At 37.5% G+C, this 23,546-nt stretch carries 26 protein-coding genes, 4 tRNA genes and 1 pseudogene; 12 read left to right on the top strand and 19 right to left on the bottom strand.

The features are described from left to right. Positions 1 to 73: 73 nt before the first annotated feature. Positions 74 to 886, top strand: a complete 813-nt coding sequence (locus ACF8D3_RS03005) for an IclR family transcriptional regulator (protein WP_004880561.1) — start codon at positions 74 to 76, stop codon at positions 884 to 886. 129 nt (positions 887 to 1,015) lie between these two features. Here ACF8D3_RS03005 and ACF8D3_RS03000 read toward each other — a convergent pair. From ACF8D3_RS03000 to ACF8D3_RS02975, 6 genes are all read right to left on the bottom strand, one after another. Next, positions 1,016 to 1,089, bottom strand: a tRNA-Trp gene (locus tag ACF8D3_RS03000). A gap of 65 nt (positions 1,090 to 1,154) precedes the next feature. Continuing rightward, positions 1,155 to 1,239 (bottom strand) — tRNA-Leu (locus ACF8D3_RS02995). A 148-nt stretch (positions 1,240 to 1,387) separates the two neighbouring features. Further along, positions 1,388 to 1,461, bottom strand: a tRNA-Trp gene (locus ACF8D3_RS02990). Between the two features lie 68 nt (positions 1,462 to 1,529). Then, positions 1,530 to 1,614 (bottom strand) — tRNA-Leu (locus ACF8D3_RS02985). A gap of 116 nt (positions 1,615 to 1,730) precedes the next feature. Further along, positions 1,731 to 2,549 carry a protein kinase gene (locus ACF8D3_RS02980; protein WP_392470053.1) on the bottom strand — a complete coding sequence of 273 codons (819 nt, stop codon included), beginning with the start codon at positions 2,547 to 2,549 and terminating at the stop codon, positions 1,731 to 1,733. Further along, complete coding sequence (locus tag ACF8D3_RS02975) at positions 2,524 to 4,032, bottom strand: DUF3336 domain-containing protein (RefSeq protein WP_392470051.1); 1,509 nt, start codon at positions 4,030 to 4,032, stop codon at positions 2,524 to 2,526. The genes ACF8D3_RS02980 and ACF8D3_RS02975 overlap by 26 nt, the downstream gene beginning before the upstream one ends. Positions 4,033 to 4,210: 178 nt before the next feature. Between ACF8D3_RS02975 and ACF8D3_RS02970 the strand changes: the two genes are divergently transcribed. Both ACF8D3_RS02970 and ACF8D3_RS02965 read left to right on the top strand, forming a co-directional pair. Next, positions 4,211 to 5,101, top strand: coding sequence for an ATP-binding protein (locus tag ACF8D3_RS02970; RefSeq protein ID WP_004880580.1), 891 nt, complete (start codon positions 4,211 to 4,213; stop codon positions 5,099 to 5,101). 99 nt (positions 5,102 to 5,200) lie between these two features. Further along, positions 5,201 to 6,301, top strand: a complete 1,101-nt coding sequence (locus ACF8D3_RS02965) for a DUF6670 family protein (RefSeq protein ID WP_392470049.1) — start codon at positions 5,201 to 5,203, stop codon at positions 6,299 to 6,301. Positions 6,302 to 6,368: 67 nt separating this feature from the next. Here the strand turns inward: ACF8D3_RS02965 and ACF8D3_RS02960 are convergent, their stop codons facing one another. Next, complete coding sequence (locus ACF8D3_RS02960; RefSeq protein WP_007480051.1) at positions 6,369 to 6,920, bottom strand: TetR/AcrR family transcriptional regulator; 552 nt, start codon at positions 6,918 to 6,920, stop codon at positions 6,369 to 6,371. 92 nt (positions 6,921 to 7,012) lie between these two features. Here ACF8D3_RS02960 and ACF8D3_RS02955 point away from each other — a divergent pair, with 92 nt between their 5' ends. The 3 genes from ACF8D3_RS02955 (at position 7,013) to ACF8D3_RS02945 (ending at position 9,185) form a co-directional block, all read left to right on the top strand. Further along, complete coding sequence (locus ACF8D3_RS02955) at positions 7,013 to 7,555, top strand: HPP family protein (protein WP_392470046.1); 543 nt, start codon at positions 7,013 to 7,015, stop codon at positions 7,553 to 7,555. A 140-nt stretch (positions 7,556 to 7,695) separates the two neighbouring features. After that, on the top strand, positions 7,696 to 8,274 hold the full coding sequence (locus ACF8D3_RS02950) for a TetR/AcrR family transcriptional regulator (RefSeq protein ID WP_392470044.1): 579 nt from the start codon (positions 7,696 to 7,698) through the stop codon (positions 8,272 to 8,274). Beyond that, on the top strand, positions 8,271 to 9,185 hold the full coding sequence (locus ACF8D3_RS02945) for a DMT family transporter (RefSeq protein ID WP_392470041.1): 915 nt from the start codon (positions 8,271 to 8,273) through the stop codon (positions 9,183 to 9,185). Before ACF8D3_RS02950 ends, ACF8D3_RS02945 begins: the two co-directional genes overlap by 4 nt. Positions 9,186 to 9,415: 230 nt before the next feature. On the opposite strand, the gene ACF8D3_RS02940 is transcribed toward ACF8D3_RS02945, so the two are convergent. Next, positions 9,416 to 9,916, bottom strand: coding sequence for a hypothetical protein (locus tag ACF8D3_RS02940; RefSeq protein WP_061392940.1), 501 nt, complete (start codon positions 9,914 to 9,916; stop codon positions 9,416 to 9,418). Between the two features lie 197 nt (positions 9,917 to 10,113). Beyond that, positions 10,114 to 11,121, bottom strand: coding sequence for a tRNA (adenosine(37)-N6)-threonylcarbamoyltransferase complex transferase subunit TsaD (gene tsaD, locus ACF8D3_RS02935; protein WP_392470039.1), 1,008 nt, complete (start codon positions 11,119 to 11,121; stop codon positions 10,114 to 10,116). 145 nt (positions 11,122 to 11,266) lie between these two features. On the opposite strand from tsaD, the gene rpsU reads away from it, so the two are divergent. Together rpsU and ACF8D3_RS02925 are read left to right on the top strand one after the other, a co-directional pair. Beyond that, the gene (gene rpsU / locus ACF8D3_RS02930) at positions 11,267 to 11,482 is read left to right on the top strand and encodes a 30S ribosomal protein S21 (RefSeq protein WP_004652785.1); all 216 of its coding nucleotides are present in this window, start codon (positions 11,267 to 11,269) and stop codon (positions 11,480 to 11,482) included. 29 nt (positions 11,483 to 11,511) lie between these two features. Then, a complete protein-coding gene (locus tag ACF8D3_RS02925; protein WP_004880597.1) occupies positions 11,512 to 11,958 on the top strand; it encodes a GatB/YqeY domain-containing protein in 447 nt (148 codons plus the stop codon). Positions 11,959 to 12,032: 74 nt separating this feature from the next. Here ACF8D3_RS02925 and ACF8D3_RS02920 read toward each other — a convergent pair whose 3' ends face one another. The 7 genes and pseudogenes from ACF8D3_RS02920 to ACF8D3_RS02890 form a co-directional block, all read right to left on the bottom strand. Then, a complete protein-coding gene (locus ACF8D3_RS02920; RefSeq protein WP_392470036.1) occupies positions 12,033 to 12,392 on the bottom strand; it encodes a hypothetical protein in 360 nt (119 codons plus the stop codon). A gap of 40 nt (positions 12,393 to 12,432) precedes the next feature. Then, the gene (locus ACF8D3_RS02915) at positions 12,433 to 12,798 is read right to left on the bottom strand and encodes a GFA family protein (RefSeq protein WP_392470034.1); all 366 of its coding nucleotides are present in this window, start codon (positions 12,796 to 12,798) and stop codon (positions 12,433 to 12,435) included. Between the two features lie 60 nt (positions 12,799 to 12,858). Next, positions 12,859 to 13,353 carry a GNAT family N-acetyltransferase gene (locus ACF8D3_RS02910; RefSeq protein ID WP_392470032.1) on the bottom strand — a complete coding sequence of 165 codons (495 nt, stop codon included), beginning with the start codon at positions 13,351 to 13,353 and terminating at the stop codon, positions 12,859 to 12,861. A 64-nt stretch (positions 13,354 to 13,417) separates the two neighbouring features. Beyond that, positions 13,418 to 14,794 carry a M48 family metalloprotease gene (locus ACF8D3_RS02905; RefSeq protein ID WP_373278703.1) on the bottom strand — a complete coding sequence of 459 codons (1,377 nt, stop codon included), beginning with the start codon at positions 14,792 to 14,794 and terminating at the stop codon, positions 13,418 to 13,420. A 191-nt stretch (positions 14,795 to 14,985) separates the two neighbouring features. Then, positions 14,986 to 15,573 carry a 1-acyl-sn-glycerol-3-phosphate acyltransferase gene (locus tag ACF8D3_RS02900; protein WP_392470029.1) on the bottom strand — a complete coding sequence of 196 codons (588 nt, stop codon included), beginning with the start codon at positions 15,571 to 15,573 and terminating at the stop codon, positions 14,986 to 14,988. 101 nt (positions 15,574 to 15,674) lie between these two features. Next, entirely contained in the window at positions 15,675 to 16,637 is a 963-nt protein-coding gene (locus ACF8D3_RS02895; RefSeq protein WP_004880609.1) for a D-glycerate dehydrogenase, read from the bottom strand. A 17-nt stretch (positions 16,638 to 16,654) separates the two neighbouring features. Then, positions 16,655 to 17,041, bottom strand: a pseudogene (locus ACF8D3_RS02890) (hypothetical protein); the annotation flags it as partial. 540 nt (positions 17,042 to 17,581) lie between these two features. Here ACF8D3_RS02890 and ACF8D3_RS02885 point away from each other — a divergent pair. Further along, a complete protein-coding gene (locus ACF8D3_RS02885) occupies positions 17,582 to 18,682 on the top strand; it encodes an MBL fold metallo-hydrolase (protein ID WP_023012365.1) in 1,101 nt (366 codons plus the stop codon). Between the two features lie 97 nt (positions 18,683 to 18,779). Here ACF8D3_RS02885 and ACF8D3_RS02880 read toward each other — a convergent pair whose 3' ends face one another. After that, positions 18,780 to 19,376 (bottom strand): FMN-dependent NADH-azoreductase, encoded by a 597-nt coding sequence (locus ACF8D3_RS02880; protein WP_392470025.1) that lies wholly within the window; start codon positions 19,374 to 19,376, stop codon positions 18,780 to 18,782. A gap of 99 nt (positions 19,377 to 19,475) precedes the next feature. On the opposite strand from ACF8D3_RS02880, the gene ACF8D3_RS02875 reads away from it, so the two are divergent. The 3 genes from ACF8D3_RS02875 (at position 19,476) to ACF8D3_RS02865 (ending at position 21,284) form a co-directional block, all read left to right on the top strand. Next, positions 19,476 to 20,393, top strand: coding sequence for a LysR family transcriptional regulator (locus ACF8D3_RS02875; RefSeq protein WP_392470022.1), 918 nt, complete (start codon positions 19,476 to 19,478; stop codon positions 20,391 to 20,393). A gap of 89 nt (positions 20,394 to 20,482) precedes the next feature. Then, positions 20,483 to 20,830: a helix-turn-helix transcriptional regulator gene (locus ACF8D3_RS02870; protein WP_004880614.1), complete on the top strand. Its 348-nt coding sequence runs from the start codon at positions 20,483 to 20,485 to the stop codon at positions 20,828 to 20,830. Next, on the top strand, positions 20,820 to 21,284 hold the full coding sequence (locus ACF8D3_RS02865; RefSeq protein ID WP_004880616.1) for an SRPBCC family protein: 465 nt from the start codon (positions 20,820 to 20,822) through the stop codon (positions 21,282 to 21,284). The genes ACF8D3_RS02870 and ACF8D3_RS02865 overlap by 11 nt, the downstream gene beginning before the upstream one ends. Before the next feature lie 70 nt (positions 21,285 to 21,354). Here the strand turns inward: ACF8D3_RS02865 and ACF8D3_RS02860 are convergent, their stop codons facing one another. Then, entirely contained in the window at positions 21,355 to 22,653 is a 1,299-nt protein-coding gene (locus ACF8D3_RS02860; protein WP_392470018.1) for a Y-family DNA polymerase, read from the bottom strand. Between the two features lie 5 nt (positions 22,654 to 22,658). Further along, positions 22,659 to 23,270: a LexA family transcriptional regulator gene (locus ACF8D3_RS02855; protein WP_004880618.1), complete on the bottom strand. Its 612-nt coding sequence runs from the start codon at positions 23,268 to 23,270 to the stop codon at positions 22,659 to 22,661. Positions 23,271 to 23,546: the final 276 nt, after the last annotated feature.

The following is a 23,546-nucleotide window of genomic DNA, read 5'->3' as shown; positions in this document are numbered from 1 at the left end:
ATTAAATAGATCCAAAATAAAGCAGTATGCACCATTTAATTTCATCACTTTTAGATGTAGGAATTTCAACCAAATGAACATGATCATCGATGAAGATTTGCAAGAAAATGAAGAAACAAAAAACGATGACCGCTATCTTGTTCCAGGGCTTGTACGTGGATTAGCAATTCTGCAAGCTTTCAATAAAGAAGCCAAAGAAATGACGATTTCAGAAATTGCTGAAATATTAGATGTGAACCGTTCTAGTGCGTTTCGTCTCATTTACACCTTAGAATCTTGTGGTTTTTTAAGAAAAGCTTCGCAAAAAACTTATGCGCTTGATTCAAAGGTCATGGAACTCGGATTTAACAGTTTAGCGAAGCAATCTCTGCTAGATTTAGCGACGCCGTTGATGAAAGAACTACGTGATCAGACACAACTTGCAGTGCATCTTTCGATCTTAGAAGGTACTCATATTGTTTTTATCAATAATGTTCAGTCCAATGGAACATTTACCAGCAACATCGGTTTAGGCACACGCTGGCCGGCTCATGCCACGGTGATAGGACAAATGATGCTTGCTGATCTAAATGACACTGAAATTCGTGATCGCTATAAAGGTTTTAATCAATGGGAAACCTTTTCTGAACTGACCCCGAAGAACCTGAAAGAGCTACTTCAACGCTTAAGCTTTGTAAAAACACAGCGCTCAATGGTCAGTTGGGGACATTACAATCACGATATGGCCGCATGTGCAGCACCTATTTTTAAACAATCCACAGGAAAAATGGCTGCTGTTTTATCTGTAAGCTGTCCTCTGGGCACGTATGATGAGCATTATTTTAAAAATGAAATCGCTGAAACCGTGATTCAAACGGCGGAAAAAATTTCTAAGTTCATTTATTAATATTCAGTTATTAATTTTACTAGAGTAAGGTATTCGTAAAAACCACACCACGAATACCTTATTTTTATTAAATACAAAGCAATAGACCATAAAAAAGCCCTTGTAATCACAAGGGCTTCTTCATTTGTTTGGCAGAGGATCAAGGACTCGAACCTTGACGAACGGTTTTGGAGACCGTCATGCTACCATTACACCAATCCTCTATAACTGCGTGATTAAACCATTTCTGACTTAATCATAAAAAGTAAAAATATTTACTTTTTAAATTTGGTGGGGGCGAAGAGACTCGAACTCTTACACCTTGCGGCGCTGGAACCTAAATCCAGTGCGTCTACCAATTTCGCCACGCCCCCGATGGATGTGTATATTAGTGATAAACTTTCTTGCTGACAAGCCTTTTTTATAAAAAAACCATGCATCTGAAAGCTAATGCTTTTTTCGTATACAAATGAAAAATACAGCAATAAAAAAAAGAGACTTTAAAAAGTCTCTTTTAAAATTTGGCAGAGGATCAAGGACTCGAACCTTGACGAACGGTTTTGGAGACCGTCATGCTACCATTACACCAATCCTCTATAACCACATGATTGAGCCATTTCTAACTTAACCATAAAAAAAGCAAGATATACTTGCTTTTTAAATTTGGTGGGGGCGAAGAGACTCGAACTCTTACACCTTGCGGCGCTGGAACCTAAATCCAGTGCGTCTACCAATTTCGCCACGCCCCCGATGGGTATGCATATTAGTGAGAAACGTACTTTATGACAAGCCTTTATCCGTAAAAATTGAGTTAAATGAACATATAATATTCAAATCAAGCATTTATGTTTATTTTTACAACAAGTTAAGTCATTTGTAGAACATCTATAGCATCATCGGCAGATGGAACACGCAATGTCACATGCTTCTGTAAAAGACCATTGAGCAGAGGTAGAAACTGCTTAAACCGATCAGGTAATTGTATCTGCAATTGCTGACAGTGCAACACTGCCCAGTCTTGATAGGTCTTGGCGGTTAATCGTGATTGTGTCAGCCATTCATAAAGAATGATTCCAAAGGCATATAAATCACTTTGCACAGTTTTAGAAATACCATGAAACAGCTCAGGTGCCATATAGTGTGGTGTGGCATTCAATGATGTTTGATTATTGCTTTCCTGAACAAAACTTTGCTCTAAATCAATTAGTCTGCAGGTATTTTCAAAGTATCGAAAATGTTCAGCTTTTAAGTCTCCATGCCCCCATCCCAACTTATGAAAAGATTGTAATGCAGACAAAGCAGAAAGAATTTTTTGTTGAATCACATCTATCTCTTGATGCGCAGAAAGATCAGAAAAGAAATCCTCGGAATCAGGTAATAGCAGCCCTTCCCCATGTTCTATTAAATCTTGAAAAATAATGTGCTCTTGAAAGTGAATTATGTGATGTGGCAATAGAAATGATATTTCTCTATTTTCATACTGTTTGTAAAAACTCAATTCATTTTGAAAAGATTGCTCCAAAACTGAGTGAGTGTCAGCAAGATGATATTTAAGCCAGTATCGCTGTTCAGCATTTTTAAATGTATATAAACGTCGACCAAATTCATAACTTTTATTTTTTGTTTTTAAAGTTAATTCAGTGGGTTGAAAATTATGATCAAAGATCGACGTAATAATACTCATTGTGCTGCTTTTCTTCCTGCTTACGTAGTGATGCTAAACAATGTTCAATAGTTTTACCAATACGTGCATGCGTTTCGATTGAGGCAATCTTAGGCCATGTCGCTCGTTCACCTTCCTGCTGCAATATTTTAAATAGTTTCGGACGAGGATTTTTAAGCATATAGCTATAATGGCGCAAACCATAATGGGCAATAATATTCACATCACCATAATAGCGTTGCCCTAAGATACCGTATCCATGATCTAAAACACGACGGATTGGAAAAAAACTTCCCATATAATTCCGAGTTAAATCCATCATATCCATCGCGATTGCTTTACCTTGATGACGGATAATTCTTTCAGGCCAGATCAAGACATCTCGACGGAATCGCTCTGTATCACTTTGCATAAATGGCACGATATGCGGATTGACCTGACTCGCTATCGTATAATTAATATTATACAACCGAGCCATTTTTTCCTGAGGGAAATCACTACGCATACTGCCATCTACCCATTTGGTATTTGCCATATAAGGCGTATGCTGACCATCGTAGCGCTTACTCGTCAGATGCACTGGTGGAAATAAAACAGGCACAGCACACGAAGCCAAAACTGCACTCCATACCAAAACATTCGGTGCGGTTAAGGCATTCATAATACGTGGGTTTTGAGCTGTGTTATAAGGCGCGACTACAATATTAATATGGCGTTTAGATTGTTCATAAGCTTCAGCAAATGTCAGATCACCCAAGTTTTGCATCAAAAACTTTTTAAGAAACATCACATCTGCAATTCCACCATGCCCTTTGATCAAATCTGAGATTTTTCTGAACTTAAAAGCATCACTAAAAAAATGCTCTCCATTCAATAAATCTGGGACTTTATCACTAGCGGATACACCTAACATCCCCGTCATAATTGCCCCAGCACTTGAACCAGAGAGTACTCTTGGCATCAAATCTTGTTCGAGTAATGTCTTACAAACGCCTGTATGGAACAAACCAAGTGTTGCACCACCTGAAAACATCAGTGCTGGCTGACCATAGGCTTTATGGCATTCATCAAAGAACTGGATTTTTTCTTTCAATTGGAAGGTAATACATTCACTCGATGCGAGGTATTGCAGACAATTACTGACTTCTTCTACATAGTTTTCAATGATTTTTTTTGTACCAATATAGGTTTCTGCAAACAACATTGGATGACCAATGTTAGCAAAGTCGTAAGACAAACCTTCACGCAGAACATAAATCAGATCCAATATACGGCGTTGTGTGCGGTATTTTTTTAATAAGTTATAGCGTTTTGAAAGGACTTCCGCATCAAAATAAGGCGACTGATTATCGTACTTCCACTCTTCTTTACCTGACTCTTCATCTAATTTAAGTGCGATCTCTTTCCATTCAGCATAACTGCTTGCATGCTTTAAGCTTTCATGTAGGACATCAATTCTATGTTTTTGATATGTATTCTTTTTTTCTTGAATTTTAACTAACATGATTGATCCTAATTTGTCTTCATATTTTTTCTATTCTTGCACCTATACAATGCAAAAAGCTCGGACAACAATCAAGTATAAAATCTATTTATTGCATTCTTTTGATGATATTTCCTTTATTTTAGTGATAGCAATGATAGTATCCATATTCATTGATCACTGAGTTTGGTTTGTATTTATGGCTATATTGGAATTACCTGAATCTATTCTCCAATCGTTATCCAGTGTTTTAACACAGTTGCAGCAAGTCCTCCCAGCACCCAAACAAGCGACAGATTTTTCAGCGATTGCATTTCGTTGGGAAAATCAACAATTACTCGCAGTACAACAACCTAAAAAAATGCATTTGGAAGACTTAAAAGGGATTGAACGCCAAAAAGAAAAGATTATTCAAAATACCTTACAATTCCTGAATGGCTTACCTGCAAATGACATTTTATTGACTGGATCACGTGGAACAGGAAAATCTTCTATCGTTCGTGCCCTGCTGACCGAATATTCAGCTCAAGGTTTACGCTTGATTGAGATCGAGCGTGATGATTTATCCGACCTTCCTAAAATTCAAAAACTCATTGAACATCGTCCTGAGAAATTTATTGTCTATTGTGATGATTTGGCCTTTAACGCTGAAGATGAAAACTATCGTAGCCTCAAAAGTGTCTTAGATGGTTCACTGCAATCTGGTTCAAGCAATTTTATTATTTATGCGACCAGTAACCGTCGTCACTTACTGCCTGAATTTATGCATGAAAATACCCCTGTGCGTAAAGTAGATGTACCGCAATATACAGAGTTACACCCTCAAGAAGCGATTGAAGAAAAAATTTCACTTTCAGATCGTTTTGGGATGTGGCTTTCATTCTATCCAATGGATCAACAGCTTTACCTCACCATCGTCGAGCACTATATTCATAAGGCACATTTAGAATATAACGATGAAGTTCGTGCTGAAGCCTTGAGATGGTGTCAAGCACGCGGGCAACGTTCGGGTCGTGCAGCCTATCAGTTTTCAAAGCATTGGATTGGTTCGCAAAAGTTAGAAAAATTGTCTAACAATCAAAAAGGATAATGTCCTGAAAAGCCGTAGCGTTGTCCTTATTTCCGCTTAGCAAAGGCAATTGTTTCTCATACCCTACTTTTCGATAAGGAAAGAATTGAGGAAACAAAGATGAAAAAACAATTGCCACCGACTTCCCTGACCAGCAAATTTTTAGGTAAAAGCCTGTTGTTGACACAGAGAGCTTTAGATCAAGCCGTAAAATTCTCTACTATTCCATTTTCAGAACCCGATATTATTCGCCCAAGAACTCAAGAAAAATTCTACACTTGGACACACTACGGCATTTTCTTTCCTTTACTGCCTGAGCCACATCGTTATTTAAATATCATGATCTTATTGGGTACACCTGGCGCACTCGCTTTTGATCATGATGACATCACGCTTGGAGATCCGAGACAAACAGCAACATTATTTTCCAGTACCGCTGCTGTTGATGAGCATCTGTTAAAAGCCTACATCATTCCTGAACAAACCAATATTCAAGAAAATGGCAGTTTGATTGAACTCGGTGAAGAAGTTTCAATCAGTGGAACATTACCAAATATTCATCTACAGGGTGCATATCATGGTTTGAGTTTTGATTTTGAACTTGATGTCAGTAAGCAAATCTCATGGTTTATTAAAACACCTATTTACGATCATTTTAGTTTATTGGCAAATTTCAAAGGTCAACTTGAATACAAAGGACAAGTGACTCCAGCTGAAGGCTTATGTACCTATGAATACGCACGAGCGACGGGCGCGCATGGCCTCGTTAAAAAGCTGCTACCTGTAGCATATAAATTGCCGTTAGATTTCTTTACTTATCAAATCATCAACTTAAACGAGACAACGCAACTACTCCTCACCAAAGCAGATATCCTAGGTCAACCCGCTGCTTATAGTTTACATGTTCGTCATACGGATAAAGCTGCTGAAATCTATACCAATGTTGAATTTAAAGTCATTGCTCATCAGGTAGATGACTATGTTTCGCCAAGCGGTAAAAAGATGCGTCTACCACAGCTATTCTCTTGGTCTGTAAAAGATGCTTCAAATGAAAAAGTCTTAGAAATTACTGCGGAGATTGATAGTCCATACCGTTATGGACATGGCATTGGCTATGCAAGTGCTTATACTTTTACAGGTAAATACCGCAACAATCCGATTGAAGGTCGCGGTTATATTGAATATATTGATGTAGAAAACCAAAAAGTGTTTAAGGAATAAATTCATCCAAATTTTGCAATAAGATCGTCTTGTTCTAAACGAGACGATCATTCAAAGCATCACTAGATTAAGAACTATAAATATCAATCATTTGGTTAATTGAATTCTTTATATTCTCAGCAATTTTTGCATCATACCCTTCAACCAAAAAGCGACTGATTAAACCTTCAATTAAGGTATAAATCATCTCAACTAAACTGTCAGTTTTTGGATCACTTTGAAGATAACTGGTGATAAGATTTCGAATCCAAATCTTATGAGCTTTAGACACACCAATAATATCTTGATCACTATGATGTGACTCTGCTACTGCTCGAACAAATAAGCAACCTTTAAAGTTATCCTCTTGAAACCACGACAAATGCCAATCAATTAATTTATTCAAAGCCTCTCGTCCTTTTGCATCAGCCACATAACTAAGCAAACTTTGTCGAAATTTTTCGTCTCTAGCTTCAAGAACAGATTTCACCAACTGATTCTTATTTTTAAAATAGGTATACATCGTTGTTTTAGAACAACCAGATTCATCCCGAATTAAGTCAACACCAACCCCGACGAAATTATTTTCATAAAATAATTTTTCCGCAGTATTTAAAATTTTAGTTGCTGATTTAGACATAAAATTTTACCTAATTAAAAATAGTACAGATCTGTACTATTTTTAATTTTAGTTTTATTATCACTGGAAATCAAGACATCAGTGAGAAAACCATGTTGGCTTTATTCAAAGGTAAAGAACATCTAGCACCACTACCCCAATATATTGATATCATTAGAAGTTTAATCGGCGGGACATTAAGTATTTTGATCTTAATTCTGCTCAGCAAATTAACAAATAACTTATTTATCATGGCACCGTTTGGCGCGACTTGTGTCATCTTATATGCAGTCTCTCAATCTCCATTAGCTCAACCACGTAACGTTATTTTAGGGCATTTTGTCTCGGCTTTTATTGGCTTATTATTTTTAAAGACCTTTGGTGTTTCAGCATTAAGTATTGCGTTATCAGTTGGTTGTGCAATTTCTGCCATGCAAATTCTTCGCTGCGTGCATCCACCTGCTGGTGCAAATCCATTGGTGATATTACTCACTGCACATACCATTCAGTACCAGTGGAGCTTTCTATTTTTCCCAGTTCTTTTAGGTTCAATTGCTTTGGTACTCGTCGCTTGGCTAGTCAATAACTTCAAAGCTGAAAAGAAATGGCCAATTTATGGGCTAGCAATCATTCACAGTAAAAACAATTATAAATAAATTTTTGAGTTGATTAAGAAGATACACGTTTTCTTAATCAACTTTTATTCCCTTTCCTTCCATCAATTGAATTTTATCTTGCTAATTCATTTACTTTTCCATAATATTAGGTAGATCGGTATACCTAATAAAATTTTATTATGAGCACGAAATCAGCAAAACAAAAAATCTTGGATGCAGCAGCAACATTGTTTTATAACGATGGAATCGCAAACACAGGTATCAACAGCATTACAGACAAAGCTCAAGTGGCAAAAATGTCGCTATATAACAACTTCCCCACCAAAGCTGATTTGATTAGTTGTTATATCGAAGCTCGTCATCAAGAGTGGCTAGATTTATACGAACAAAGAAAGCATCAGATCAAAACACCTATTGATGGAGTTCTAGCAATTTTTGATGCTTATCAAGACCATGCCGAATTTGCCTATGAAAAAGGCTTTCGTGGTTGTGGTTTATTAAATGCAGCAGCCGAATTTCCAGCACACAGCCCTGAGCGCTTAGCCGTAAAAAGTCATAAAGATGAAATCGAAAGCATCGTTGCGAATCATTTAAATCAAATGATTACTGATCAACAACGAGTACAGGAATTGGCTTTGCTTATTTCATTTATCTTAGAAGGTTCAATTGCTCGTGCTGGTTTAGAAAGTACCAGCACTAAAGTATTTGCAGCTAAGAAAATGGTTCAGACCATGTTAGAACAAGAGATTTCAAATTGAATAACTCCCTTAACCTCAGCTCATATTATGGATTTATTGCTGTTTTAGTTGCTTCAATTTTATGGGGAACGACGGGAACAGCTGCATCTTATGCTCCCAATCTCAGTCCTTTAGCTATTGGGGCAATTGCCATGGGTGGCGGTGGTTTACTGCAAGCACTGTTAGCCCATAAAACAATTCTGAATCATTTACCACAAATTCGCTCATATTATCCTTTGCTACTGATTGGAATGATTTCAGTTGCGATTTATCCACTCGCCTTTTATACGTCTATGCGAATGGCAGGTATTACCATCGGCACTGTTGTTTCGATTGGATCAGCCCCTTTATTTACAGCATTATTAGAAAAATTTTTCGATAAAAAAGCACTTTCTGGAAAATGGTTCATAAGCTTTGTCTTTGGCGTTGCTGGCGTACTTTTATTATCGCTTGGAGAATCTCACTCACACGGCACAACGCAAACGATTGCAGCGGATCAGAAAACCATAGGCATCGTTCTTGGGCTAATTGCCGCACTCACTTATTCTTTATATTCGTGGGCAGCTAAAAAAATGATTGATCGTGGAGTCGACTCTAGAGCATCAATGGGTCTTATTTTTGGTTTTGGCGCATTAATCTTATTACCAACTCTATTTTTTACAGGCTCAAATTTATTTGATGAGCCAGTTAATCTTTATGTTGTTAGTTATATGATGCTGATCCCAATGTTCTTAGGCTATTTACTTTTCGGCTATGCCCTAAAAACAATTTCTGCTAGCACAGCAACGACACTTACTTTATTCGAACCACTGGTTGCAGCTTTATTTGCTGTGTTATTAGTTGGCGAGCAACTGGCACCGATTGGTTGGTTAGGTATGGCTTTGATTTTTGTTTGTTTAGCCGTGTTGTCTAAAGCAGACAAGACACAGTAATTAATCGACTTATAAGAGCCATTAAAATGTGTGAATGTCGAAAAATAAAATCTTTTTTTTGCTTGCCCAGATGATTTTAATGTGTTCATTATGGATGTTAAAATTTGGCACTTAAAAATATTAAAATTTGTGTCAGCCACTTTTGTTAAAACAAGCTCACCTATCAAATAATTGATGCAGAAAAATCAGATTTTCTGCATCTCACTTTTATGCGTACTAACGTACTAATATCAATATTCTTCAGCTAATTTTTCCAATGTAATGAGCATTTTTTTTACGATTGCTCTTTTATGTTGCAACATATTCTTGATATTCGCTGGATTGAAACCTGTCAGTTTTGCAACACCTCGACTCGTCATGTATTCACCAGTTTTCTCAAAATGCTTTTCACTCAACAACGTTTTTGCATTAGAGAATCGAACTGCTAACTTATAATCATTAAATTCAGACCATGCACCTGTCTTATATTCTTGAAAATCAAAATCTTTCTTCTGTTGAACAGGTTTATCTCGAAGAATATTATTCAAACGATTGATCACGATTTTTTCTTCACTTTGTTCAATCAATTGATAAAGTTCAGTTTCCTCAAATGACCGTCCCACAGAAAGATCTTTTTTATATTGTTCAATGACTTTCTCTTTTGATGCCGTCTCCTCACCTTGTTGAGTGAGGCATAGAATCTTATATAAAGACTCTAATCGACCACATGTAAAAATATAAGAAATTTTCAACTTTCGTACTCCACAATGCGTTTGAACGCATTGAAATAAATAATTTATCCAATACTTTAATACGATAACGTAGATAACAAACTTGCTATCGATATAAATTAACGATTTAGTTTTAAAGATAAGAATCATCAAGTAAATCTAGAAATAATCCAGATTTACCGACTCACTAACAACACATAAAAATGACGAAATATATCTTAGGTTGGCTGTAACTCAGTCATCGGCCATCTTGGTGTCGTTGTTACAGCTAAACCATCATGCTGACCAGCTTTCAAACGCTGATAGCCTGCAAAGGCAATCATTGCCCCATTATCTGTACATAATGCAGGTTCAGCATAATAAACTTGCGCTTTGATCTTTTTCAAAGAGGTTTCTAATTGCTCACGTAAGCGAACATTCGCACTCACACCACCCGCAATCACTAATCTTTTTAGACCTGTTTGCTTAAGCGCTTTGACAGATTTTTTAACTAAAGTATCCACAATTGCTTCTTGGAAAGATGCTGCAACATCAGCATCACGATTTTCCTCACCCAATTTTTTCAATTGAACAGAAACAGCTGTTTTTAAGCCACTGAAAGAAAAATCCAAGCCCTGATGTAAGATCGGACGTGGAAATTCAAAAGCTTGTGCATCGCCTTGTAAAGCAAGTTTTGCAATATTTGGCCCACCTGGATAAGGCAGCTTCATCATTTTAGCAACTTTATCAAAAGCTTCACCTGCTGCATCATCAATAGATTCACCAAGCAACTCATATTGACCAATACCATATGCAGCCATGAGTTGAGTGTGACCGCCCGAAACCAATAATGCGACAAACGGAAATTCTGGTGGAGTTTCTGAAAGTAATGGTGCAAGCATATGACCTTCCATATGATGTACACCGATCGCAGGTTTATTAAACGCAAAAGCTAAAGTGCGACCAAATAAAGCACCTGTCATCAATGCGCCCATGAGTCCAGGGCCACGCGTATAAGCAATAGCATCTATCTCTTGCTTAGTAACACCACTTTGCCCAAGCAATTGATTTATCAATGGAATCATTTTACGAACATGATCACGTGAAGCCAATTCAGGCACAACACCACCATATTCCGCATGCAGTTTGATCTGGCTATAGAGAACCTGTCCACGTAAGCCGAGCTCGCTATCATAGAGTGCTAACCCAGTTTCATCACACGAAGTTTCTAAGCCCAAAACAATCATTAAACTGCCTTTACAACGATCAAAAATAATATCGAAGCTATTATAGACTTGTGATCTGAGTTGTAAATGAGTAAAATACTGACCTTCACTTGCGATCTAGTGCAATCGTGCGTTAGATCTTATCCATAATCTTAGAGGATTTTACATGCCACAAGTTAAGTTGAAAGAAGGCGAACCAGTAGACGTAGCTATCCGTCGTTTCAAGCGTTCATGCGAAAAAGCTGGTGTTTTAGCAGACGTTCGTAAGCGCGAATTCTATGAGAAACCAACTCAAGAACGTAAGCGTAAAAAAGCTGCTGCAGTTAAGCGTTATCAAAAGAAATTGACTCGCGAATCTGTACGTACTACTCGCCTTTACTAATTAATTTGTGATTGACTGCTGAAAAGACTATGACGACTTTAAAAAACCAAATTACTGACGTGTTAAAAACTTCAATGCGTGCCAAAGATATGGCAACAGTAACGGTTATTCGCGGTCTACAGGCAGCAATTAAGCAAATCGAAGTCGATGAGCGCATTGAGCTTGACGATGCTCAGGTTCTTGCGGTCATTGAAAAGCAAATTAAACAACGTAAAGAATCGATTAAGGCCTTTCAAGGTGCTGGTCGAGAAGATTTAGCTAGTAAAGAACAAGCCGAAGTTGAGGTTATTTCTCAATTTCTACCAGAAGCTATGACTGAGGAAGAGCTTGATTCTATCATTGAGCAAACGATTGCTGCTCAAGAAGCTACTAGCATGAAAGATATGGGTAAGGTGATGAATTCTCTACGTCCGATCATAGCCGGGCGTGCCGATCCTGCACAAGTATCTGCTAAAATCAAAGCAAAATTAAGCTAATCTGCTTAACTCCTTTTATATTCCCCTATTTTTTAAATTGGATTCATTTTAACAATGAACCCAAGGTCTTTTTATTATCTAAATTCACACTGAACATTATATTTTGCCAGCATTTGCATTTCTTTTGACTCAACCACTTGCTTGATTAAATCTTGCTTAGTCATACTCGCGTATTGTTGTGGTAGTGATGATCGATTTTTCTCAATCGCATCTGACATGTCTTGAATATAGCGCTGATTAATCTGGCAATATTTAGCCTGCTGCTCATGTGTAAATTGTGTTGTTTGAGGATTTAAACTTCGTAAAAAACCCCGAATATCCTGTGCGTAGACCCCGCGAATTTTCTCAACTGAATTTACATATTGCTCAACTGATGCTGCAATACTCATCCCCGCCGCACTGAATGCGAAAATAAAACAAAAAAATTTCTTCATAAATATTGTAACTTCTCAGCTTTTCTTTACGCCAAATATCTTAGCTTAATTCAATAAAATTTGGCTTATGCTCGGTAAAAAATTCTTCAGTTGGCGCAGGGATATTTCCGTCTGTCACCGTACCTAAACGTAAGCGAATGATATTGGGTAAATCCTTACGATATGAATAAATTGGACTAGCACAGTTTTGACAGAATACTCGTGCTTTATTCGGTGTATGAAAATATTCTTTCAATTGCTCCTGTCCAGAAATGAACTCAAACTGAGTTTGATCAAGTGGACTATTCCATCCGCCTAATGCACCTTGAGCCTGTTGGCAATCCGTGCAATAGCATAGGATACTATTTTCAATCTCTCCCAGATATTGATATTGTACAGCCCCACACAAACACTGCCCTTTGATCATAATAATCCCCCTAAATTTTATAACTATAAGTGGTCTTTAACTTTTATCGTTTAGTATAAATCAAATAACGCTTTGCTTTAGCTCAAGTATTTCACCTGGAAGCCCATCATAATCTTTAAACTCTTTATGAATAAAGCCCTGACTAGTTAATATTTTACGTGAGGCTATATTTTTAGGATCAATAATCGCAAATATTTTATTAATCAAATTTTGGCTTTTGGCATCTTCAAGTAAATTCTGACTAACTTTACGAGCGATACCTTTTCCCCAAAAACTTGGTAAAAGCATATATCCCAGCTCAGCTTCTCTGTCACACAAACTCTTAATTTCTAATTTAGCTAAGCCTATATATTCATTAGTACTAGCATCTAAAATCTTAAAATGACCAAAGTTTGGATGTAATTGGTTATTCGCTAAAAGTAATTGAAAATCGCGCTCCGCCTCTTCCGTAGGTATCGCTCTTTCAGTGATCATAGCCATCACTTCTTCATTACCAACCAGTTGAAAATAATCATCAAAATCTTGAGCGTGAAACTTTTCTAATTTGATATTCATAAAGCTGTTCTGTTCTCTGACCCGAGTATATTCTGAATGAAATAACTCAATTTAATATTTTCGTTTAAAGTCTCATCCGACGTTCATCTTGCATCTGTTTTAAACGAGATTCAATCTTTGCTGACATCGCGATATTACCTTTTGCTAACCGTTGTGCATGTAGCATCGACTTAATCGCATTTTCTTCATAACCAGACCAATATTCTGCTTCAGCACGATATCCCAAAACATTAATAGCTTGTAACGATGAACTTTTATCTAAATTCGCAGCTTGTTGTAATAGCTGCCAACCTTGTATGTCTCTTTGATTTTTATGGATAAAGCGCTGTACTAGTGTTTGAGCTTCCATAATTTGCCCTTGTCTAATCAGAACCTCAGCCAATTTATAAGACAACGCTCTATTTTCAGGCATTGTTTTTTGAACAGAATTAATACTGTTAAATGCCTGACTTAATTTATTTTGCCCAAGATAAATATCAGTTTGAATCAAAGGTACAAGCACATGATTCTTAAGTTTAACCTTTACTAAATCCAAATTCGCTTGTGCTTGAGTATAGTCACCTTGCTCAAGATAGAACTTACTAAGCGCTAATTGTGCTGCGGTATTTTTCTGATTCGCCAGCGACTGTAATTGAATTTCAGTAGCCTGATTTGAAACCACCAAGGTATAGAGTTTTAGGATTTCAAAATCGAGATCATAAATTTTAGATCTGACTTTAGGTAGTTGATTAGCGCGTAAACGAGCTTCGCTCATTCGCTCAGTCGTTAAAGGATGAGTAAACCAAAAGTCAGGTAAGAAACTGACACGACTAGTGGCACGATGCATGGTTTCAAAATAATCCGCCATACTCTGAGGGTTATAACCTGCGGCATACATAAATTGCATCCCGATACGATCCGCTTCACGTTCTTGATTACGGCTATAACTCAATTGCTTATCCATTAGTGCCGCTTGAGTCCCCATCATTACAGCTGCACCCGCATTACCATCGGCCTGAGATGCAATAGCAGCACCGACAAGAATTCCAGCCAATGCAAGTAAACCTTGCCCCTTAAATGCTTCTTGAGAGCGACTATAGTGTCTTTGTGCAACGTGTGCAATTTCATGTGCCATTACACCCGCAATTTCATCAAGATTTTTTGCTGAAGTAATTAAACCTGTATTCAATGCAAATAAACCACCAGGAACAGCAAAGGCATTAATTTGAGGGTCTTTAATAATGACGAGACCAATGGGTTGCCCCAATTGCGTTTGGCTTAAAATACCTGAAAATACTTGTAGGAATTGATCTTCCAACCATGCATCTTGCACAGTTGGCATTTGACGATGAACTTCACGATAAACTTTTTCACCGATATATTTTTCTTTTTGTTGATCGAGTAAACCTATACCGCTTCCAATCTCAGGTACTTCTGTTTGCGCAGCCGTCACCGTTGGCAAAAAGACCTGAGTATGACTAAGTTGAGTCGTGGCAAATAAGCCACATGCAAGCAGCAATGATCTCAAAGAGTTTCTCTATGATTTTAATGAAAAAATTTAATATAGCATTGAAAAAAGGAGAAATTTGCAACAATGTGTTATAAAAGGCAGGAAAATCCCGCCTTATTTTATGAGTTTTGAAATCGGCGTAATTATTTAGCCGAAGTATAGCGCTGATCTACGCTGAATTTTTCAGGAAATTTAGCATGGATTTCCGCGTAAAAAGCCATAATTTCAGTCATGTCTTTTTCAAAATCCCCTGTAGGATAAATGATTTTCCCCACACCCGTTTTTTTCTTAGCATAATCCATATAAGCCAATGCAATCGGCACACCTGCTGTCATTGCAACATGATAAAAACCTGTTTTCCATTGTTCCTGTTTAGCACGAGTACCTTCTGGTGTGACTAACATTACAAGCTTTGGATGAGTCTTGAAAAGATCACTCATCAACTGGACCATACTTGGTCGCCCTTGGCCTTGTTGTTTGACGCTTCGGTCGATTCCAATTCCGCCCATTGCACGTACAAAAGGGCCAAATGGAAACTTCATATAACTGTCTTTAATCGTTAAACGAACATTTACACCTAAAGCTTTTAGCGCCAAACGTGCATACAGTGCATCCCAATTGCTTGTATGAGGAGCTGCGATCATGACACATTGGTCGATATTTAAATCCCAATGATTGTCGATTTCCCACCCCATTAATCCTAAACTTTGTTCAGCTAATTTCTCAAACACAGACGCCCCAAGATAAAGTCATCAAAGGGCGCAAGTGTATCAATATTGATTTTTTTAAATAGATAGCATCGCTGATTAATTCAGCAATTAAATCGGTTTTATCAGAACTGAGGATTCACCAAGTAACGAGGTGTACGATCCTCTAAAGCATCTACTAAATTTTGATAAGCGAGATTCACCATTTTCTGGCGTGTCTCAGCTGTCGCTGAGCCAATATGCGGAGCTGTGACAACATTTTCTAATTCAAATAATGGTGATGTTTGCAAGGGTTCTTTGGCATAAACATCTAAACCAGCTGCAAAGATTTTCTGTTGTTGTAAAGCTTCAATCAAAGCATTTTCATCAACCACTGAACCACGAGCAATGTTAATAAATACCGCATGTTTCTGCATGAGGTTAAACTGTTCAGCACCCATCAAGGCTTTTGATTCAGCATTTAAATCAACGGCAACCACGACAAAATCAGATTGTTGTAGCAATTGATCTAACTCTCGGTACTCTGCATTAAATGCCTGCGCAATTTCGATCTTTTCACGGCGGTTATGATACAAAATGTTCATGTTGAACCCATGAAATCCGCGTCGTGCTATTGCAGCACCAATATGACCTAAACCAATGATCCCAAGGGTTTTACCAAAAACATCTACACCAAATTGCTCAGTAGAAACGGTACGTTTCCATTCCCCCTGTTTGGTCCAAGCATCAAGTTGCGGAATTTTACGAGCAGCGCTGAGTAATAAGCTAAAAGCTAAATCAGCAGTCGTTTCCGTAAGAACATGAGGTGTATTTGCAAGCCAAATTTTCTTTTGATTTAGATAGTTCACATCATAATTGTCATATCCAACAGAAACCGTTGAAATGATTTTGAGTTTTTGTGCAGGCGCTAAATTACTTTCATTGAGTAAACGTCCTGCTCCAATCATCGCATCAGCATCCACGACTTCGTTACGAATCTGTTCATTGATGTCACCAAGCTTGGGATTTAATACAACAACTTGATAGTTCTGCTGTAGTTTTGCTAATACTTCTCGATCAATTTGGCTAAATACAACGACTTTCTTCATGATTGGATTTCCGAACCTTATTGCATAAGTTGCCACAACCGTTTTTTCAATAATGGTTGTGCGATCATTTCTTCTAAACTCGCTAAATATAAGAGATTTGAATGTTGTAGAAAATCAAGTTGGCCTAGGCAGAGTATTTTTTTGTTATTTGCCGATGCATCTAAGAACCCTTGGATGTAAGAAGATAAGCCTCTACTCTCTTGGAAACCAGCCAATGGAAATGGCCATTTCAGCTCAGCATATTGTCCAAGTTTTGCTTTTTGAATATTACGCCAAAGTTGTCGTTGTTCATCATTTAACTGGCTACTTTCTACCAAAATGGCAGTATTTTCTAGCACATACATCTGCAACTCAAATGCTTGCACAGATGCACTAACGACAACCTGTTCTTTTTCAGAAATCGCCTTTTGAACAGATGCTTGTTCTGTAATTTCAACTTGAGGAGATTCAGCTTGTTTTATTTTTTGTGGCTGTACTTCATTTGTTTGAATTTCTGGTTTGAGTGTTTCAGTCTCAAAACTCATTTGTGGTATTTGCGGAGTTTCTTCAACTGCTTGATCTCGCCAAATGCTTGAGGCAGTATTTTTTTGGCACACTACATCTCTAGGAATCCAAACATCTATTCCCAAAGCTGCCAATACATTTCTTTGCTGCCCAATCATTTCGCCTACTCATTTCGTTAACTTACAGTATTTTGAATGACTGTAATGTCGAATAGTCTAACATAAACCGATCACCTCTAAATGGCTTCGTTTTGTTCAATCACAACACCCACCAAAAATCCTAAAAGCCATTTCTCATATCTCGTTAGATTAGGCAAATATTAAATAAGAATAGGCAATCTTTCATTCGTCGATTTTTAGACAATATTTCATCATTTTGTCGCTTTGACTTTTTATTAATGTTGTTAATCGAATGCTCAAATGAAAAGGTTAATTCTATCTATGCTAATTCTTTTTGCTATCGTTGTTGTCTTGCTACTAGGTAGCAGCATTTTGTACACACAGCACCCATTGTTTGGTAAAAATCCAACAGGTGAACGATTACAATTGATTGAAAACTCTCCCAACTATCGCCAAGGTCAATTTAGAAATTTAATGGAGAAATCTGGTATCGCTGAAGATACAAGTATTTTCGTTGAACTGTATAGAACTTTCATTAAAACCATCCCACACCGTAATCCCAAAGACCCTATCCCCTCTATTCAAACCAATCTCAAAACATTAAATCCCAAACAAGATGTGATTGTATGGTTTGGGCACTCTTCTGTGTTTATGCAATTACATGGCAAAACCTTTCTAATCGATCCTGTCATGAGCGGTAAAGCAACACCTTTCCCATGGGGAACTCGAGCATATAAAGGCACAGATATTTATAGCGTTGAGGATTTGCCTGCAATTGATTACTTACTCATCTCACATGATCACTACGACCATTTAGATTATGAAACAGCACTCAAGCTCAAAGACAAAGTTCGATATGTCATTACAGGATTGGGAGTCGGTGAGCATTTTGAATATTGGGGTTATCCCAAAGATAAACTGATTGAAAAAGATTGGGGCGACCGAATCGAATTTGATGACGGGATTACCATTATTACCGAAACCACACATCATGATTCTCGACGTGCGTTCAATGGTGGCAAAAATCTTTGGGTCTCATTTATTATTCAATCCCCTAAAAGAAAAGTTTTCTATACAGGTGATGGGGGCTATGACAAACACTTTGTAGAGATCGGAAAAAAATATGGGCCTTTCGATTGGGCATTAATGGAAAATGGTCAATATGATGCTGCTTGGCGCTCAGTACATTGTCATCCCGATGAGGTTGCTCAAGCAACTGAAGAACTCAAAGCACGTAATATGATTCCAGTACACCACTCTAAATTTAGCTTAGCCAAACATCCTTGGAAAGAGCCAATCACACGTATCGTTCAATACTCACAAAGAAGAAATTATCGACTTGCCACCCCAATGATTGGGGAGTTAGTTGAGCTCGATAATGATCAACAAAACTTCAAACAATGGTGGAAAAATATTCACTAACCTTGTTCTAACATCCATTAGAAAGACTTTTATTCACATTAAAAGAATTAGATAAATGCTCTAATTCTTTTAATACTTGAAATATTTGTTCAAAAAATCAGACTGCGAGTTTTAGTATCTGCGTATGTGCGGCTTTTAAAGCATTTTCACGTAATGGTGGAATATCCATACCCTCAGCATAAACAAACTCAACATTATGAATACCAATCAAACCTAACACTGATGTTAAATAAGGACTTACAGCATCTGTCGGCTGTCCTAAATGTACTCCGCCACGGCTACTGACCACAATTGCATTTACGCCGTCTACCAACCCTTGCGGATAAGTTTCGGTATATCTGAAGGTATGACGAGCACGTACAACCAAATCAAACCAGTTTTTCAATTGCGTCGGTACATTCAAGTTATACATCGGCGCACCGATCAACAATAAGTCAGCCTGCTTTAATTCTGCAATCAATTGATTAGACAATTGCACAATCTTTTGGATTTGCTGTGAATCATTTTCGGCACCACGTAGCGCATGAAAAATATCAGCATTTAATACAGGTAAATTCAGCGTTGTTAAGTCATGTGTAATCACATCATCTTGAAAGCCATGTTCAGCTCTTTGCTTTAAAAGCTGCTCAATGAGCTGATTCGTCTGAGATTGCTCACCCATCATGCTTGATTTAAGTACTAACACCTTTGTCATATCTATGCCCTATTAAGTGGATAGCACCATATTACGATCACAATATTTTCAACAAAAGTGATATTATTTCCTAAAATTGATTCCAAAAACTCCACAATTATGCATACTGAACTGAATACTATTGCGATTTTTGTCACTGTTGTTGAGGCGGGTAGTTTTACAAATGCTGCTGAACAATTGCATCTCACTCGATCTGCGATTAGCAAAAGTATTGCTCGTTTAGAAGAACGGTTAGGTGTGACCTTATTTAAACGTACAACACGATTACTGAGCTTGACTGATGAAGGTGCACTTTTTTATGAACATAGCCGTAAAGCTATCGCTGAAATTCATACTGCTGAACATTTACTGGATCAAGGCAAAATCTCAGCCACAGGTTTATTACGAATTTCTGCACCCGTTTTAGTCGGCCAGCTATTTATTACGCCGTTAATTGTTGAATTTGCTCAACAACATCCTGACCTTCAAATTGAACTTTCCTTCAATGATCGAACTATCGATCTTATTGAGGATGGTTTTGACCTCGCCATACGGATTGGTAACTTAGCTGATACCCACCAACTGATCGCTAGAAAGTTAGGTGATCATCGTATGCTGCTGTGTGCTACCCCTGATTATCTTGCAAAACATGGTGAAATTAAGCATTTAGATGATCTGAAAAATCACACCACGATCACCTATCCACACACGGGTTATTTACAAAAATGGCATTTGCAGACAGAAGATCAGCAACTTATTTCGATTAAACCGAAAGCCAAATTTATGCTGAATGACATGCAAGCAATCAAAAATACAGTTTTATTGGGCGCTGGTGTTGCATGGCTACCAGACTGGCTCATTCAAGATGAACTGCAACAAGGAAAGCTGATACAAACACTGTCTGATGTTACAACCATCAACTTTCCTATACATGTAGTTTGGTCATCACAATCATTTATGCCGTTAAAAACACGCTTGGCTATTGATCACTTAGTCAAACATTTATCTAAACAATTTAGATCAGAATCAACATCTTAATTTTTTAATCTAAAATACGCCAAACAAAACTTAGCTATTTGGATAAGTTTTTCTTGACTTGAATATTTTTTAGCACAATACTTACCCTTATGGCTAAGTATGATTCACAACTCGATCTGTTATTTAATGCTTTAAGTGATCCAACACGCAGAGCAATATTGACTCGTCTGTCGCATGGCGATGCAACCACAACATCATTGGCAGAAGAACATGCAATGGCTCTTCCTTCTTTTCTTAAACATTTAAGAAAACTAGAAGAAGCTGGGCTCATTACAACCCTAAAAAATGGCCGAGTCAGAACATATGCACTTAGCCCCAATGCGTTAAATCCTGTGCAACACTGGTTACATGAACAACAAGCCATGTGGGAAACGCGCTTAAATCAATTAGAAGACTATGCACTCAATTTACAAAGGAAAAGAAAAAATGAATCTTGATCCCCAAACAGATCTAAAACTAGAAAGAACTGTTGCTGTACCCCGCGCATTACTTTGGGAATGTTGGACGACTCCAGAACATATTAAACATTTCTTTATCCCTAAACCGCACTCAATTGAATCATGTGAAATTGATTTAAAAGTAGGCGGAAAATTTAATACCTTATTTAATGTTGATGGCAATCTGATTCCAAATAACGGCGTATTTTTAGAAATTATTGAGGGCGAAAAATTAGTTTTCACCGATGCCTATACTGAAGATTGGAAACCGAGTGAAAATCCATTTATGACAGCGATGATTATTTTTGAAGACCTTGATGATGGATCTACAAAATATACGGCGATTGCACGCCATCGTACTCCTGAGGCAAGACAACAACATGAAGACATGGGTTTCTTTCATGGTTGGGGTACTGTCGTAGATCAATTAGAATCTTATGCTCAAAAGCTCTAAATCACGATATCCCAAAATATAAAACAGACAGGATAAAACCTGTCTTTTTATTGAGAGCAATTCATATATGCTAAGAAACTTTTAAAATATCACTCCATTTCGTAAGATAACTTGGAGATTTAAAGCTTTGCGTCATCGCCCATGTGCGCCCATGCGGTGTAATCAGTCTTCCGAGCGTCATCACATCACGTCCAAATTTTTGATTGATATAATCAAATGTCGCTGAAAGATTTTGTCGTTCGATCATTTCCTCAGTGTTATGAAACAAATCAACGGCATAAGCGTGTTGTGGAATAATATCAAGCAAAATTACCTCCGCTTTCTTATAACGATGTCCTGCTTGATAAATACGATCAAGTCCTTGTTGAACTGCCTTGATAATGTCTAGGCGATCATCACTATAGTCTGACAAATAAACGGTTGTATAAGGACGATAATATTCATTTTTATTAAAGCGATTGGTGCGAATACTTATCCCAACAGCTTTGCACAATAATTTTTGTTGTCGCAAACGCTCGACTGCTCGCAAGGTAAATTCAGTTAAAGCACCACTTAGACTATTCTTATCTTCAATTGGTTGCCCAAAGGATCGGCTACTCAGTACTTGGCGACGATCTGGAATTACATCCTCTATTTCTAAACAAGCAATTCCTCTTAATTCTTTGACTGTATTTTCCAGTACAACCGAAAAGTGCTGTCCAATCATCTTTGGGTCAGCTTCGACCAAATCCATCACCGAATGGATATTCATTTTTTCTAAACGCTGTCGAATCTTTCGTCCAACGCCCCAAACCTCACCTACAGGCAAATACGTTAATAAATCCTCGATGATACAAGGATCCTCATCCACCATGTTACAAACACTTTGGAAACATGAATTATTTTTTGCTAAATGATTCGCAAGTTTTGCTTGAGTCTTGGAATACCCTATTCCAATACAACATGGTAAACCTAACCAATTCTTCACAGTCGATAAAATCTGCTGCGCATAACTGGTTAAATCATATTGATCGTGATAAGCGGTGAACTCTAAAAAGCATTCGTCTATCGAATATACTTCTTGCTCACATGGATCAACAAAACTCCCTAAAATGTTCATAAAACGGCGAGACATTTCCGCATACAACGCATAATTACTGGAAAAGACTTGTACTTGATGCTGTCGAACCAAATCTTCGATCTGAAAAAATGGCACTGCCATTTTTATGCCGAGCTTTTTCGCTTCATAAGAACGAGAAACCACACAGCCATCGTTATTCGACAAAACCACCACAGGACGCTGTTCTAGCTTTGGATTAAACACACGCTCACAACTGACATAGCAGTTATTCACATCGATCAAAGCAAAAATTCGTTGTGGCAAACTCATCTAGTTCACCTCATCGGTTTTAGGTTATAAGTGACAACACCCCAAATCACCAGTTCTTGACCCTCAGTGATATAAATATTTTGATAATCAGGGTTTTCGGCTTTGAGCCATACTTTCGGAGGGCTGAAATGGTGATCAATCATTAAACGCTTGACAGTAAAATCATTATCAATCAAGGCAATCACAATATCACCTGACTTAGCTGGAATACTACGATCAACCACGAGCGGATCATCAATATCAATTCCTACATCCAACATCGACAGTGAATTTGCTTTCACGATAAACGTTGAATTTTCGTTACGAATTAAAAATTCATTTAAATCCAAAGCTTGTTCAACGTGGTCCTGTGCTGGTGACGGAAAACCAGCAGCAACACGTTCCGTTGCCAGTGGAATATGGTAAATTCGATCATTCTTCGCTTGAACATTCTGAATTTTTAGCGAAGTACTTAGATCGCTACGTGCACCTGTTTTGACATTATTCAGTAACCAACTTTTGATGAAATCAACTTGAGACTCAGGAACACGAATCACTTTGGTGGGTTCACTGAATTGCGCTTTACGTCCCGCATTTGCTCTGGCACCACCATGCTCTGATTCAGTTTTTTTAGCCATAAATCCCCCTTACCCAAGTTTTAATTGCTTGAAAATAATTTAACTTGAAAAAGTTACAAATTCAAGTTGACGAATAATATTTTTTGCATAAGAATAAATTTCATAGATCAGATTTTAGCTTGTTTGATTTAAACAAGGATGTAAACAAACTAAAATTAATGCTTTAAAATTAATTACTTACAGATTTTAACTCAACATTAATTCTGCTAAGTAATTGATCTAAAAAGTAATATATCTGGTCTCTCAGCGGTTAGGTTTTATTCAAATATTTTTGAT

The sequence above is a fragment of the Acinetobacter sp. YQ_14 genome (genome assembly GCF_043102985.1).
GTDB lineage: Bacteria > Pseudomonadota > Gammaproteobacteria > Pseudomonadales > Moraxellaceae > Acinetobacter > Acinetobacter venetianus.
Note: the sequence above shows the minus strand (reverse complement) of the source record. Positions and strands in the feature narration are given on the sequence as shown.

Coding starts and splice junctions, on each gene's coding strand:
- ACF8D3_RS02950 (WP_392470044.1), top strand. CDS start 7,696: ATGAGCACGAAATCAGCAAAACAAAAAATCTTGGATGCAGCAGCAACA.
- ACF8D3_RS02925 (WP_004880597.1), top strand. CDS start 11,512: ATGACGACTTTAAAAAACCAAATTACTGACGTGTTAAAAACTTCAATG.
- ACF8D3_RS02870 (WP_004880614.1), top strand. CDS start 20,483: ATGGCTAAGTATGATTCACAACTCGATCTGTTATTTAATGCTTTAAGT.
- ACF8D3_RS02880 (WP_392470025.1), bottom strand. CDS start 19,376: ATGACAAAGGTGTTAGTACTTAAATCAAGCATGATGGGTGAGCAATCT.
- ACF8D3_RS02885 (WP_023012365.1), top strand. CDS start 17,582: ATGCTAATTCTTTTTGCTATCGTTGTTGTCTTGCTACTAGGTAGCAGC.
- ACF8D3_RS02915 (WP_392470034.1), bottom strand. CDS start 12,798: ATGATCAAAGGGCAGTGTTTGTGTGGGGCTGTACAATATCAATATCTG.
- tsaD (WP_392470039.1), bottom strand. CDS start 11,121: ATGATTGTTTTGGGCTTAGAAACTTCGTGTGATGAAACTGGGTTAGCA.
- ACF8D3_RS03005 (WP_004880561.1), top strand. CDS start 74: ATGAACATGATCATCGATGAAGATTTGCAAGAAAATGAAGAAACAAAA.
- rpsU (WP_004652785.1), top strand. CDS start 11,267: ATGCCACAAGTTAAGTTGAAAGAAGGCGAACCAGTAGACGTAGCTATC.
- ACF8D3_RS02865 (WP_004880616.1), top strand. CDS start 20,820: ATGAATCTTGATCCCCAAACAGATCTAAAACTAGAAAGAACTGTTGCT.
- ACF8D3_RS02895 (WP_004880609.1), bottom strand. CDS start 16,637: ATGAAGAAAGTCGTTGTATTTAGCCAAATTGATCGAGAAGTATTAGCA.
- ACF8D3_RS02970 (WP_004880580.1), top strand. CDS start 4,211: ATGGCTATATTGGAATTACCTGAATCTATTCTCCAATCGTTATCCAGT.
- ACF8D3_RS02855 (WP_004880618.1), bottom strand. CDS start 23,270: ATGGCTAAAAAAACTGAATCAGAGCATGGTGGTGCCAGAGCAAATGCG.
- ACF8D3_RS02860 (WP_392470018.1), bottom strand. CDS start 22,653: ATGAGTTTGCCACAACGAATTTTTGCTTTGATCGATGTGAATAACTGC.
- ACF8D3_RS02975 (WP_392470051.1), bottom strand. CDS start 4,032: ATGTTAGTTAAAATTCAAGAAAAAAAGAATACATATCAAAAACATAGA.
- ACF8D3_RS02875 (WP_392470022.1), top strand. CDS start 19,476: ATGCATACTGAACTGAATACTATTGCGATTTTTGTCACTGTTGTTGAG.
- ACF8D3_RS02980 (WP_392470053.1), bottom strand. CDS start 2,549: ATGAGTATTATTACGTCGATCTTTGATCATAATTTTCAACCCACTGAA.
- ACF8D3_RS02910 (WP_392470032.1), bottom strand. CDS start 13,353: ATGAATATCAAATTAGAAAAGTTTCACGCTCAAGATTTTGATGATTAT.
- ACF8D3_RS02965 (WP_392470049.1), top strand. CDS start 5,201: ATGAAAAAACAATTGCCACCGACTTCCCTGACCAGCAAATTTTTAGGT.
- ACF8D3_RS02955 (WP_392470046.1), top strand. CDS start 7,013: ATGTTGGCTTTATTCAAAGGTAAAGAACATCTAGCACCACTACCCCAA.
- ACF8D3_RS02960 (WP_007480051.1), bottom strand. CDS start 6,920: ATGTCTAAATCAGCAACTAAAATTTTAAATACTGCGGAAAAATTATTT.
- ACF8D3_RS02920 (WP_392470036.1), bottom strand. CDS start 12,392: ATGAAGAAATTTTTTTGTTTTATTTTCGCATTCAGTGCGGCGGGGATG.